This is a genomic window from Pseudomonas sp. MF06569 (assembly GCF_059862735.1).
This window is the reverse complement of sequence record NZ_JCBCUZ010000005.1, coordinates 126,910-140,571: the sequence shown is the minus strand read 5'-3', so window position 1 is coordinate 140,571 and position 13,662 is coordinate 126,910. Positions and strand designations below refer to the sequence as shown.

The following is a 13,662-nucleotide window of genomic DNA, read 5'->3' as shown; positions in this document are numbered from 1 at the left end:
ATCTCATTCTCAAGGATATTGGCATGACCACTCCAGATTCCGCACCGCGTCCTTCCGAGCGCTCCAAGCGCCTGACCCTCGCCACCCGTGAGACTCACGACACCCTGGGCGAGAAAGTCATGGGCCGCGACCCCTTTGGCAGCCTCGAAAACTACACCCACTTCGCGACCGCCCAGTACCTGTTCCTGACCGAGCTGGCCGCGCTGCACACCGATCCACGCCTGACCCAGCACATCCCCAACTTGCCTGAGCGCTGCCGTGCAGAGCAAATCAAGGCTGACCTGATCGACCTGGGCGTCGAGCTGCCGACACCGGTTGCCGGCGCGGTCAATGCACCGAGCAAGGCACAGGCACTGGGTTGGGTATTTGTGTCCGAAGGCTCCAAGCTGGGCGCGGGCGTATTGATCAAGCAAGCCCGCCTCCTGGGCCTTAGCGAGACCCACGGTGCCCGTCACATGGGTGAACCTGCCGAAGGCCGTGGTCGTAACTGGAAGAGCTTTATCGAAATGCTCGACAGCGTCGAACTCACCCCAGAGGAAGATGCCGAGCTGGAACAAGCCGCCAACGATGCCTTCAGCCGCTTTACCTTCCTGCTGGAACAGACCTACGTGAAACAGCCAGAACTGGCTTAAGCTTGTTGCCCGGCCAGCACTCGCTGACCGGGCGTCCTTTACGCGTCTTGAGCTTATGACCCGCCAAACCCAATCCTCGTCGAAAATCGCGCGCATCCTGTTCGGCTTGCTGGCCTACGTGAGCCTGGGCATTGGCTTGATCGCGATTGTGATTCCGGGCCTGCCGACCACCGAATTCATTTTGCTCGCCGCCTGGGCCGCGACCAAAAGCTCTCCGCGCCTGAGTGCCTGGCTGGAAAACCACCGATTGTTCGGCCCTATCCTGACCAACTGGCGCAACGGCAAGATCATCAAGCGCAACGCCAAAATCAGCGCCACTGTCAGCATGTTGTTGTGTGCAGGGCTGATGCTTTATGTACTGGATCACAACTGGCCGGTGTTTCTGGCGATTGCCGGCATGAGCATGGGCAACCTGTGGATCTGGTCGCGGCCGGAGAATATGCCCGCAACCATTGCGACGACTAAACAGCTGTAGTCGCTGCCGCAGGCTGCGAGGGGATCGCAGGGTTTTCGAGAAAACGGTTTGCTACGCAACCCTTCGCAACCATTGCGACGACTACACAGCCTGCCTACAACGCCAACGCCCCGCTATACAGCGCATAAGCTGCCGCCATGGCAGCCAGCAGCACCATCGCGAATATGACTTTCTCCCAGGGTGTGAACAGTGTCTCGCCCTGTTCGCGTTTGGCCTTGGCAAAAAAGATGATCCCCGGCGCATACAGCAATGCCGAGAGCAACAGGTACTTGGGCCCCGCCGCATACAACAGCCACATCGCGTAGATCAGCGCGACAGCCCCCACCAGCAGATCCTTGATGCGCCGCCGTCTCGCCCTCTCGTAAGTCTCACCCCTCACGCACAGCAGCACCCCATAGGCTGCCGACCATAGATAAGGCACCAGAATCATCGACGAGGCGAGGTAGATCAGGCTGGTGTAGGTCCCCGCTGACACCAAGGTAATCACCAGGAAAATCTGGATCATGGAGTTGGTCAACCACAGGGCATTGACCGGCACATGGTTGGCGTTTTCCTTTTTCAGGAACGCCGGCATGGTGTTGTCCCTGGCCGTGGCATACAGAATTTCGGCGCACAGCAATGCCCACGACAACAACGCGCCCAGCAGCGAAATCGCCAGGCCGATACTGATCAGGATCGCACCCCACTCCCCCACCACATGCTTGAGCACACCGGCCATCGACGGGTTTTGCAGGTGTGCCAGCTCCGGCTGACTCATGATCCCCAGCGACAGCACGTTCACCAGCACCAACAGCGCCAGCACCCCGAGAAAGCCGATGACCGTGGCCTTGCCGACATCCGAGCGTTTTTCCGCACGGCCCGAGTACACACTGGCACCTTCAATGCCGATAAAGACAAACACCGTGACCAGCATCATGTTGCGTACCTGGTCCATCACGCTGCCCAGGCTTGGGGTTTCAGTGCCCCAAAAGTCCCGGGTGAAAATATCCGCTTTGAAGGCCACGGCGGTCAGCACGATAAACATCACGATCGGCACGATCTTGGCCACGGTGGTCAACTGGTTGATGAACGCCGCCTCCTTGATCCCGCGCAGCACCAGAAAATGCACTCCCCACAGCAGCAGCGACGCACAGCCGATGGCGACAGGCGTGTTGCCCTGGCCAAACACCGGAAAAAAATACCCCAGAGTGCTGAACAGCAACACGAAATAGCCGACGTTACCCATCCAGGCACTGATCCAGTAACCCCAGGCGGACGAGAAGCCCATGTAGTCGCCGAAACCGGCCTTGGCGTAGGCATACACCCCCGAATCCAGTTCCGGCTTGCGGTTGGCAAGGGTCTGAAACACGAAGGCCAGCGCCAGCATGCCCACGGCAGTGATCGCCCAACCGATCAACACGGCACCACCCGCGGCACGCTCGGCGATATTTTGTGGCAACGAAAAAATCCCGCCGCCAATCATCGAGCCCACCACCAATGCAATCAAGGCGTTTAGCCGAAGCTTCTGCGTCTGTTGCGACATCGACACCTCTGAATGTGCTGGTTAGTTAATTCATCATTATCGGGTTTAAAACGTTCACCGACTAATTATATGTACCCGCCGAACGTTTAGTAGAGTTACGCAATAAGCCCGCCCTTATTAATAACGTTATTTTCTATTGAAACCTAAAAATCAGTACACATATAGATGACGATTTAATTTCATCGACAGGGGCATGAAACATGAAGATGACATTTGCAAATCTCAAAATACTGTCTAGCTTCAATCTCCACGACAACGCGATTAAGCAACGTATTAACACCTGCAAACATCTCTGGCGTAAGGCTTTGAGCAAGCGTCATAAAAATACGATATCGCGACCTTCCCCGCTCTACTGACAATGGAATGTAGTAATGCCCTGATCTATGTCAAATGGCTTGATTATCAATGGACTTAACTTCGAAGCCTCACTTCTCCTAGATTGGAGTCACTACAATGTCTGATACTCCTGGAAAACTGCGACTGGGTGCGCTGGTTGCTCTGGTAGTCGGTTCCATGATTGGCGGCGGTATTTTTTCATTGCCGCAAAACATGGCCGCCAGTGCTGATGTAGGTGCAATCCTGATCGGCTGGGCAATCACCGCAGTCGGTATGCTGACCCTCGCTTTTGTGTTCCAAACCCTCGCCAATCGCAAACCTGACCTGGACGGTGGTGTTTACGCCTACGCCAAGGCCGGCTTCGGCGATTACATGGGTTTCTCATCCGCATGGGGTTACTGGATCAGCGCCTGGCTGGGTAACGTCGGCTATTTCGTGTTGCTGTTCAGCACCTTGGGCTACTTCTTCCCGATCTTCGGCGAAGGCAACACCCCCGCCGCCATCATCGGCGCCTCGATCCTGCTGTGGGCCGTGCATTTCCTGGTACTGCGCGGGATCAAGGAAGCAGCCTTCATCAACCTGGTGACGACCGTTGCCAAGGTCGTACCGCTGGTCCTGTTTATTCTGATCGCCATCTTCGCGTTCAAACTGGACATCTTTACCAGTGACATCTGGGGCGTAAAAAACCCGGACCTGGGCAGCGTGATGGATCAGGTGCGCAACATGATGCTGGTCACCGTGTGGGTGTTCATCGGTATCGAGGGGGCAAGCATCTTCTCGTCCCGTGCCGAAAAACGCTCCGACGTAGGTCGGGCCACCGTGATCGGTTTTATCACCGTGCTGCTGCTGCTCGTACTGGTGAACGTACTGTCGCTGGGCATCATGACTCAGCCTGAACTGGCAAAACTGCAGAACCCGTCGATGGCGGCCGTGCTTGAGCATGTTGTCGGTCACTGGGGGGCGGTGCTGATCAGCGTCGGCCTGATCATCTCTCTGCTGGGTGCCCTGCTGTCCTGGGTGCTGCTGTGTGCCGAGATCATGTTCTCGGCCGCCAAAGACCACACCATGCCGGCCTTCCTGAAAAAGGAAAACGCCAACCATGTACCGGTCAACGCCCTGTGGCTGACCAACGCCATGGTGCAACTGTTCCTGATCATCACCCTGTTCTCGGCCAGTACTTATCTGTCACTGATCTACCTCGCGACCTCGATGATCCTGGTGCCTTACCTCTGGTCGGCGGCCTACGGCTTCCTGCTGGCAGTACGCGCCGAGACTTACGAGAACGCCCTGGCCGAACGCAAGAAAGACCTGATCATCGGTGGTATCGCGCTGATCTACGCCATCTGGCTGATCTATGCCGGCGGCCTCAAGTACCTGCTGCTCTCGGCCCTGCTGTATGCACCTGGCGCCATTCTGTTCGCCAAGGCCAAGCGTGAAAGCGGCCAACCTGTTTTCACCCACATCGAGAAAGTGATTTTTGCCGCAGTAGTGATCGGCGCCCTGGTGGCTGCCTATGGCCTCTACGACGGATTCCTGACCTTGTAACAACCTGTTTGTGTACTTTGGAGGATGACTGTAATGACCACGGAAAAAGTGAAGTTCGGCGTGCATTCCGAAGCCGGTAAGCTGCATAAGGTTATGGTGTGTTCCCCAGGCCTGGCTCACCAGCGCCTGACCCCAAGCAACTGCGATGAGCTGCTGTTCGATGACGTGCTGTGGGTCAATCAGGCCAAGCGTGACCACTTCGACTTCGTGACCAAAATGCGCGACCGCGGCATTGATGTGCTGGAAATGCACAACCTGCTGACCGATATCGTTGCCATTCCAGAAGCCCTGGACTGGATCCTGGACCACAAAGTGACACCGAATCAGGTGGGTGTGGGCCTGGTCAACGAAGTCAAATCATGGATCAAGAGCCTTGAGCCTCGCCAGGCAGCCGAATACCTGATTGGCGGTGTGTCGGCAGACGACCTTCCCGACAGTTTTGGTGGCAAGACCATCCAGATGTTCCGTGACTTTCTCGGTCACACCAGCTTTATCCTGCCACCGCTGCCCAACACCCAGTTCACCCGTGACACCACCTGCTGGATCTACGGTGGCGTGACGCTGAACCCGATGTACTGGCCGGCGCGTCGTCAGGAAACCCTGCTGACCACTGCGATCTACAAGTTCCACCCCGAGTTCACCAACGCCGACTTCCAGGTCTGGTACGGCGACCCGACTGTCGACCACGGCAATGCCAGCCTTGAAGGTGGCGACGTAATGCCCATCGGCAACGGTGTGGTACTGATCGGCATGGGCGAGCGCACCTCGCGCCAGGCCATCGGCCAACTGGCGCAGAACCTGTTCAAGCATGGCGCCGTAGAACGCGTGATCGTTGCCGGCATGCCCAAGTCCCGCGCTGCGATGCACCTGGACACCGTGTTCAGCTTCTGCGACCGCGACCTGGTCACCATCTTCCCTGAAGTCGTGAACCAGATCGTTGCGTTCTCGGTGTACCCGGACGACAAGAAACACGGCGGCGTGGACGTGCGCCGTGAAGAAGGTCACTTCCTCGACGTCGTGGCCAAGGCCCTGGGCGTGAAAAAACTGCGGGTCGTCGAAACCGGCGGCAACTCCTTCGCGGCAGAACGCGAGCAGTGGGATGACGGCAACAACGTGGTCGCCCTGGAGCCTGGCGTGGTAATCGGCTACGACCGCAACACCTACACCAACACCCTGCTGCGCAAGGCGGGCGTTGAAGTCATCACCATCAGCGCCTCCGAACTGGGACGCGGCCGTGGCGGCGGTCACTGCATGACCTGCCCGATCGTACGTGACCCAATCGACTATTAAGTAACCCATTTGATTGCTTGCACGGCCCCCAAAAGGGGCCGGTGCAAGCCGGTTAACCCGAAACCAAGGAGATCACCATGGCTTTTAACATGAAAAACCGCAGCCTTCTGAGCCTGGTGCACCACACACCACGTGAGTTGCACTTCCTGCTCGATCTGTCCCGCGATCTCAAGCGCGCCAAGTACACCGGTACTGAAGAGCCGCACTTGAAAGGCAAAAATATTGCGCTGATCTTCGAAAAAACCTCGACCCGCACCCGCTGCGCGTTCGAAGTGGCGGCCCACGACCAGGGCGCACACGTGACGTACATCGACCCGGTTTCTTCGCAGATCGGTCACAAAGAAAGCATGAAAGACACCGCCCGCGTTCTGGGCCGCATGTTTGACGCCATCGAGTACCGTGGTTTTGAACAGGCCATCGTGGAAGAACTGGCCAAGTACGCTGGCGTACCGGTGTTCAACGGCCTGACCGCTGAATTCCACCCGACGCAAATGATCGCCGACGTGCTGACCATGCGTGAACACAGCGACAAGCCGCTGCACAACATCAGCTACGCGTACCTGGGCGATGCCCGCAACAACATGGGTAACTCGCTGCTGCTGATCGGCGCAAAACTGGGCATGGACGTACGTATCGCCGCACCGAAAAGCCTGTGGCCAGAAGAAGCGTTCGTTAAGCAGTGCCAGGAATTCGCCAAGGAAAGCGGTGCCAAAATCACCCTCACCGAAGACCCTAAAGCGGCAGTCAAGGGCGTGGACTTTATCCACACCGACGTCTGGGTATCGATGGGCGAACCGGTCGAAGCCTGGAACGATCGCATCAAGCTGCTGCTGCCTTATCAGGTCAACAGCGACATGATCAAAGCGGCAGAAAACCCACGCGTGAAGTTCATGCACTGCCTGCCTGCGTTCCACAACTGTGAAACCAAAGTCGGCAAGGACGTGGCCGAGCACCATCCAAACCTGAAAAACGGCATTGAAGTGACCGAGGAAGTGTTTGAGTCCCCAGTCAATATCGCCTTCGAGCAAGCTGAAAACCGCATGCACACCATCAAGGCGATTCTGGTCGCGGCACTGGCTGATATCTAAGCCTGTCCACGGTAGTCATGTGAACGCATGACTACCGTGGGAGCGGGCTTGCGCGCGATGCAAGCCCGCTCCCACACACACGGCTCCCACACATTTAAAAGGATATTTTTTATGCGTATCGTCGTTGCACTGGGCGGTAACGCCCTCTTGCGTCGCGGACAGCCCATGACCGCAGAGAACCAGCGCGAAAACATCCAGACCGCTACCGCCCAAATCGCTCGCATAGCCCACGGCAATGAACTGGTAGTGGCCCACGGCAATGGCCCTCAGGTCGGCCTGCTATCGCTGCAAGCCGCCGCCTACACCGCCGTTGCTCCTTACCCGCTGGACGTGCTGGGCGCTGAAACCGAAGGCATGATCGGCTACATGATCGAGCAAGAGCTGGGCAACCTGCTGCCACCCGAAGCGCCTTTCGCCACGCTGTTGACCCAGGTTGAAGTCGATCCAAAAGACCCGGCGTTCCAGAACCCGACCAAGCCGATCGGTCCGGTGTACACCGAAAGCGAAGCCAAGAGCCTGGCCGCAGAAAAAGGCTGGAGCATTGCTCCGGACGGCGACAAATTCCGGCGCGTGGTCGCCAGCCCTAAACCCAAGCGCATCTTCGAAATTCGCCCGATCAAATGGCTGCTGGAAAAAGGCACCATCGTGATCTGTGCGGGCGGTGGCGGTATCCCGACCATGTACGGCGAAGACGGCAAGCTCAGGGGGATTGAAGCGGTGATCGACAAGGACCTGGCGTCCTCGCTGCTGGCCCAACAGCTGGACAGCGACCTGCTGGTGATCGCCACAGACGTGAATGCGGCCTTTATTGACTGGGGCAAGCCAACCCAGAAAGGCATTGCCCAGGCCCATCCGGACGAACTGGAAAAACTCGGTTTTGCCTCGGGTTCAATGGGACCGAAAGTCGAAGCTGCTTGCGAGTTTGCCCGTAAAACCGGCAAGACCGCAGTGATCGGCGCACTGGCGGATATCGAAGCAATCGTTCAAGGTAAGGCCGGTACTCGGGTCAGCACCGAAAAACCGGGTATCACTTACTTTTGAGCCCCAGGGCAGGCCCAGGGGCCTGCCCTTTCCCATAGCATCAAGGAGTAACCCTATGGCCTCGTTCGAACCCGGTCACCTGCATATTCATCGCGAACCGCTGCAACCGGGCGACTTTGGGTATGACATCAAGATTGATTACCAGGTCGTTCAGGATCCCAAGGAAGGCAAGTCGATGCAGTTCGACATGCATGGCCAGATCAACAAGAAGGACTTCAAAGAGTCGTTCACGCTGCCCAAGGACATGGCCTACAACTTTGCCCATGACGCTTTCCGGATTGCCGTCAAGCATGGCATTCCCAAAACCGCTGACATCCGCGCGATGCACGGTTACTACGACAAGATGTTTTCCGACGTCCTGGCCCAGCTCAACCACAAGCCGGGTGATCCGATCAAACCAGAACATCTGGAGTAATTCAGCCACTTGATGGTGGCTGCGCTTTTGTGGGAGCGGGCTTGCTCGCGCTGGTACCATCGCGGGCAAGCCCGCTCCCACGGAATTTCACCTATCTCCCCCACCAAGGCATACTGGCCATCCCTGCTGGCCAGAAGTGTTTGCCGTTCCCATGCGTATCCATGTCAGTTTCATCGACCGTGTCGGCATCACCCAGGAAGTCCTGGCGTTGCTGGGCGGGCGTAACCTCAATCTGGATGCGGTGGAGATGGTCCCGCCCAACGTGTATATCGACGCCCCGACCCTGAGCCCGCAAGTACTCGACGAACTGCGAGAAGCGCTGTTCGGGGTCAGGGGTGTGCAGACCGTGACCGTGGTCGATATCCTTCCCGGCCAGCGCCGCCACCTGCAACTCGATGCCCTGCTCGCCGCCATGACCGATCCGGTATTGGCGCTGGACAGCGAGGGCCATGTGCTGCTGGCCAACCCGGCACTGGTGGCCTTGTATGGCCGAGAGCCGACCGGCGAAAGTATCGGCGAGCTGTTCAGCGACCCCGGACTGCTGGCTGTGTTGCTGGAAAACGGCTTTCGCCTGCCATTGCGCGAAGTCACGCTCAATGGCCATCCGTTGATGCTCGATGCCACCCCGATAACCGATGCGGGCGCCCTGCTGACCCTTTACCAACCAAGCCGTATCGGCGAACGCCTGGCTGCGCTGCATCACGATCACACTGAAGGCTTTGATGCCCTGCTGGGCGACTCACCCGCCATTCGCACGCTCAAAGCCCGGGCGCAGCGTGTGGCGGCCCTGGACGCGCCCTTGTTGATCCAGGGTGAAACCGGCACCGGCAAGGAACTGGTCGCCCGTGCCTGCCATGCCATCAGCGACCGCTTTGGCGCGCCGTTTCTGGCCCTCAACTGCGCCGCACTTCCGGAAAATCTGGCCGAAAGCGAACTGTTCGGCTATGCCCCCGGGGCCTTCACCGGCGCACAGCGCGGCGGCAAACCGGGACTGATGGAACTGGCCAACAACGGCACGGTTTTTCTCGACGAAATCGCTGAGATGTCGCCCTACCTGCAAGCCAAGCTGCTGCGTTTTCTCAATGACGGCAGCTTCCGGCGGGTGGGCGGCGAGCGCGAGGTCAAGGTCAATGTGCGCATCCTCAGCGCCACTCACCGCAACCTCGAAAAAATGGTCAACGAGGGCACGTTTCGTGAAGACCTGTTCTACCGCTTGAACGTACTCAACATCGAAGTGCCGCCCCTGCGCGAGCGCGGCCAGGACATTTTGCTGCTGGCCCGCGCCTTCATGCAGCAGGCCTGCACCCAGATCCAGCGTCCGGTGTGCCGCCTGGCGCCCGGGACCTACCCGGCCCTGCTGGGCAACCGCTGGCCCGGCAACGTGCGCCAGTTGCAGAACGTGATCTTTCGCGCTGCCGCCATTTGCGAAAGCACCCTGGTCGACATTGGCGATCTGGACATTGCCGGCACGTCGGTTGCACGCCAAAGCGACGGCGAGGTTGAAACCCTGGAACACGCCGTTGAAACCTTCGAAAAGGCACTCCTGGAAAAGCTCTACGTCAGCTACCCCTCGACGCGCCAACTGGCTAGTCGCCTGCAGACCAGTCATACCGCCATTGCCCACCGATTGCGCAAGTACGGCATCCCGGGCAAAGCCTGAGGCTCACCCCCTTGTGGGAGCGGGCTTGCTCGCGATGGTATAAGCGCGGCAAGCCTGAAATACCTCGCCGAAGCATCGCAGGCAAGCCAGCTCCCACAGAAAAGCCCAAAGACTTGTATCGAATTCACTCCAGCGGAACGAATTCGATACACACCCTCTGCACCCATACTGCGCAAGGCTTTGATCCTCTTGGATTTTTCCATGCCCCATAGACTGTATCGATTTCGCTACACAGCTATCTGCCAGCGCCCTTCAACAAGCATACAAGCCATTGATAAATAACGACATTTTCAAACTGGCAACCATCTTGCAGTGAACTCCTCCATAAGCTCGAGCTGCACGAGCATTTACCTGTGACCACCAGACATGTCTGGCCCTGAGGAGTTTCCATGAGCGAATTGCGTTTTACTGAAGACCACGAATGGCTGCGCGCCGAAGCCGATGGCAGCGTAACTGTTGGGATTACCGCGTTTGCGCAAAACGCTCTGGGTGATGTGGTATTTGTGCAATTGCCTGAGTTGCAGCCCTACGACAAGGGCGCAGAAGCCGCCACCGTTGAGTCGGTCAAGGCGGCCAGTGGCGTGTACATGCCTCTGGACGGTGAAGTGCTCGAAGTCAACCCGGCACTGGACAGCAGCCCGGAACTGGTCAACGAAGACCCGCTGGGTCAGGGCTGGTTCTTCCGCTTCAAGCCCGCCGACGCCGACGCTGTAGGCCAACTGCTCGATCAGGACGCCTACGACCGCCTGATCAAAGCCCAAGACGACAACTGAGAAGCCTGCCATGACCCTTAATCTCAGCACTGCCAATGAATTTATCGCGCGCCACATCGGCCCGCGCCAGGCCGATGAGCAGGCGATGCTCGCCACCCTCGGCTTTGATTCCCTTGAAGGCCTCAGCGCCAGCGTAATCCCGGAAAGCATCAAGGGCACCAGCGTGCTCGACCTGCCGGCCGGTCTGAGCGAAGCCGACGCACTGGCTTCGATCAAGGCCATCGCCGCCAAGAACACAGTGTGCAAAACCTATATCGGTCAAGGCTATTACAACTGCCACACCCCTTCTCCGATCTTGCGCAACCTGCTGGAAAACCCGGCCTGGTACACCGCCTACACGCCGTATCAGCCTGAAATCTCCCAAGGTCGTCTCGAAGCCCTGCTTAACTTCCAGACCCTGATCAGCGACCTCAGCGGCCTGCCGATTGCCAACGCTTCGCTGCTCGACGAAGCCACCGCCGCTGCCGAAGCGATGACCTTCTGCAAACGCCTGAGCAAGAACAAAACCAGCCACCGCTTCTTTGCTTCCAGCCACTGCCACCCGCAAACCCTTGACGTGCTGCGTACCCGTGCCGAGCCGCTAGGCATTGAGGTTGTGGTCGCCGACGAGCGCGAACTGACTGACGTGACGGCCTACTTCGGTGCCCTGCTGCAATACCCGGCCAGCAACGGCGACGTGTTTGATTACCGCGAACTGGTTGAGCGCTTCCATACCGCCAACGCACTGGTGGCGGTTGCCGCCGACCTGCTGGCCCTGACCCTGCTCACACCTCCGGGCGAGTTCGGCGCGGACGTGGCCATCGGCAGCGCCCAACGCTTTGGCGTGCCACTGGGTTTCGGTGGCCCCCATGCCGCCTACTTCGCCACCCGTGACGCGTATAAGCGCGACATGCCGGGGCGTCTGGTCGGTGTTTCGGTTGACCGTCACGGCAAACCGGCACTGCGTCTGGCCATGCAAACCCGCGAGCAACACATCCGTCGCGAGAAGGCCACGAGCAACATCTGCACCGCCCAGGTGCTGCTGGCCAACATCGCCAGCATGTACGCCGTGTACCACGGTCCCAAGGGCCTGATCCAGATCGCGCAGCGCATTCACCAGTTGACCGCGATTCTGGCCCAGGGCCTGAGTGCGCTGGGGCTGGCCGTCGAGCAAACACATTTCTTCGACACCCTGACCCTCAACACCGGCGGCGACACCGCAGCCCTGCACGACAGGGCTCACGCACAGGGCATTAACCTGCGTGTGATCGACGACCAGCATCTGGGCCTGTCGCTGGATGAAACCAGCAGCGAGTCCGATGTGGTTGCCCTGTGGGCCCTGTTCGCCGCTGATGGCCAGGCCCTGCCTGACTTTGACGATCTGGCAAATACCGTCACTGGCACCCTGCCAGAGGCCTTGCTGCGCCAGTCGCCGATCCTCAGCCACCCGGTATTCAACCGTTACCATTCCGAAACCGAGCTGATGCGCTACCTGCGCAAGCTGGCCGACAAGGATCTGGCGCTGGACCGCACCATGATTCCGCTGGGCTCGTGCACCATGAAGCTCAACGCTGCCAGCGAAATGATCCCGGTCACCTGGGCCGAGTTCGGCAACCTGCACCCGTTTGCGCCTGCCGAGCAAAGCCAGGGCTACCTGCAACTGACTACCGAACTGGAAGCCATGCTCTGCGCGGCCACCGGCTACGACGCCATCTCCCTGCAACCGAACGCCGGTTCCCAGGGCGAGTACGCCGGTCTGCTGGCCATTCGTGCCTACCACCAGAGCCGTGGCGAAGAGCGCCGTGATATCTGCCTGATTCCGTCCTCGGCCCACGGCACCAACCCGGCAACCGCCAACATGGCCGGCATGCGCGTGGTGGTCACTGCCTGTGACGCTCGCGGCAACGTGGACATTGAAGACCTGCGCGCCAAGGCCCTGGAGCACCGCGATCACCTCGCCGCGCTGATGATCACCTACCCGTCGACCCACGGTGTTTTCGAAGAAGGCATCCGCGAAATCTGCGGCATCATTCATGACAATGGCGGCCAGGTGTACATCGACGGCGCCAACATGAACGCGATGGTGGGCCTGTGCGCACCGGGCAAGTTCGGCGGCGACGTGTCCCACCTCAACCTGCACAAGACATTCTGCATTCCCCACGGCGGTGGCGGCCCGGGCGTTGGCCCGATTGGCGTCAAGTCCCACCTTACGCCGTTCCTGCCGGGTCACGCGGCAATGGAACGCAAGGAAGGCGCGGTCTGCGCAGCACCGTTCGGCAGCGCCAGCATTCTGCCGATCACCTGGATGTACATCAGCATGATGGGCGGCGAAGGCCTCAAGCGTGCTTCGCAACTGGCCATCCTAAACGCCAACTACATCGCCCGCCGTCTTGAAGAGCATTACCCGGTGCTGTACTCGGGCAGCAACGGCCTGGTTGCACACGAGTGCATCCTGGATCTGCGCCCGCTCAAGGAAACCAGCGGGATCAGCGTCGACGACGTGGCCAAGCGCCTGATCGATTTCGGCTTCCACGCTCCGACCATGTCGTTCCCGGTCGCGGGCACGCTGATGATCGAGCCGACCGAAAGCGAGTCCAAGGAAGAGCTGGACCGCTTCTGTAACGCCATGATCTGCATCCGCGAAGAAATTCGCGAAGTCGAAAGCGGCGGTCTGGACAAGGAAGATAACCCGCTGAAAAACGCGCCCCACACCGCGGCTGAAATAGTCGGTGAATGGACCCACCCTTACAGCCGCGAGCAAGCGGTGTACCCGGTTGCATCCCTGATCGAAGGCAAGTACTGGCCACCGGTCGGTCGGGTCGACAACGTGTTCGGCGACCGCAACCTGGTGTGCGCATGCCCGTCGATCGAGAGCTATCAGGAGGCGTAAGCAAGACTTGTAGTCG

General features: G+C 59.1%; 11 protein-coding genes. 10 read left to right on the top strand and 1 reads right to left on the bottom strand.

The window, feature by feature from the left end:
- Window positions 1-23 precede the first annotated feature (23 nt).
- Together AC19YQ_RS07485 and AC19YQ_RS07480 are read left to right on the top strand one after the other, a co-directional pair.
- Window positions 24-632, top strand: coding sequence for a biliverdin-producing heme oxygenase (locus AC19YQ_RS07485; RefSeq protein WP_133077261.1), 609 nt, complete (start codon window positions 24-26; stop codon window positions 630-632).
- A 55-nt stretch (window positions 633-687) separates the two neighbouring features.
- Entirely contained in the window at window positions 688-1,107 is a 420-nt protein-coding gene (locus AC19YQ_RS07480) for a YbaN family protein (protein WP_133077260.1), read from the top strand.
- A 94-nt stretch (window positions 1,108-1,201) separates the two neighbouring features.
- Here AC19YQ_RS07480 and arcD (AC19YQ_RS07475) read toward each other — a convergent pair whose 3' ends face one another.
- Entirely contained in the window at window positions 1,202-2,629 is a 1,428-nt protein-coding gene (gene arcD / locus AC19YQ_RS07475) for an arginine-ornithine antiporter (RefSeq protein WP_133077259.1), read from the bottom strand.
- 453 nt (window positions 2,630-3,082) lie between these two features.
- On the opposite strand from arcD (AC19YQ_RS07475), the gene arcD (AC19YQ_RS07470) reads away from it, so the two are divergent.
- From arcD (AC19YQ_RS07470) to gcvP, 8 genes are all read left to right on the top strand, one after another.
- Entirely contained in the window at window positions 3,083-4,510 is a 1,428-nt protein-coding gene (arcD, locus tag AC19YQ_RS07470; protein WP_133077258.1) for an arginine-ornithine antiporter, read from the top strand.
- Between the two features lie 33 nt (window positions 4,511-4,543).
- A complete protein-coding gene (gene arcA / locus AC19YQ_RS07465) occupies window positions 4,544-5,800 on the top strand; it encodes an arginine deiminase (RefSeq protein WP_326397473.1) in 1,257 nt (418 codons plus the stop codon).
- 77 nt (window positions 5,801-5,877) lie between these two features.
- Window positions 5,878-6,888: an ornithine carbamoyltransferase gene (locus tag AC19YQ_RS07460; protein ID WP_133077256.1), complete on the top strand. Its 1,011-nt coding sequence runs from the start codon at window positions 5,878-5,880 to the stop codon at window positions 6,886-6,888.
- 111 nt (window positions 6,889-6,999) lie between these two features.
- Entirely contained in the window at window positions 7,000-7,929 is a 930-nt protein-coding gene (gene arcC, locus AC19YQ_RS07455) for a carbamate kinase (RefSeq protein WP_133077255.1), read from the top strand.
- A 55-nt stretch (window positions 7,930-7,984) separates the two neighbouring features.
- Window positions 7,985-8,344 (top strand): DUF5064 family protein, encoded by a 360-nt coding sequence (locus AC19YQ_RS07450; RefSeq protein WP_133077254.1) that lies wholly within the window; start codon window positions 7,985-7,987, stop codon window positions 8,342-8,344.
- Window positions 8,345-8,495: 151 nt separating this feature from the next.
- Window positions 8,496-10,004 carry a transcriptional regulator GcsR gene (gene gcsR, locus AC19YQ_RS07445; protein WP_500594862.1) on the top strand — a complete coding sequence of 503 codons (1,509 nt, stop codon included), beginning with the start codon at window positions 8,496-8,498 and terminating at the stop codon, window positions 10,002-10,004.
- 389 nt (window positions 10,005-10,393) lie between these two features.
- Window positions 10,394-10,777, top strand: a complete 384-nt coding sequence (gcvH, locus tag AC19YQ_RS07440; protein ID WP_326397472.1) for a glycine cleavage system protein GcvH — start codon at window positions 10,394-10,396, stop codon at window positions 10,775-10,777.
- 10 nt (window positions 10,778-10,787) lie between these two features.
- Entirely contained in the window at window positions 10,788-13,646 is a 2,859-nt protein-coding gene (gene gcvP, locus AC19YQ_RS07435) for an aminomethyl-transferring glycine dehydrogenase (protein WP_338648683.1), read from the top strand.
- The last annotated feature ends 16 nt before the right edge of the window (window positions 13,647-13,662 follow it).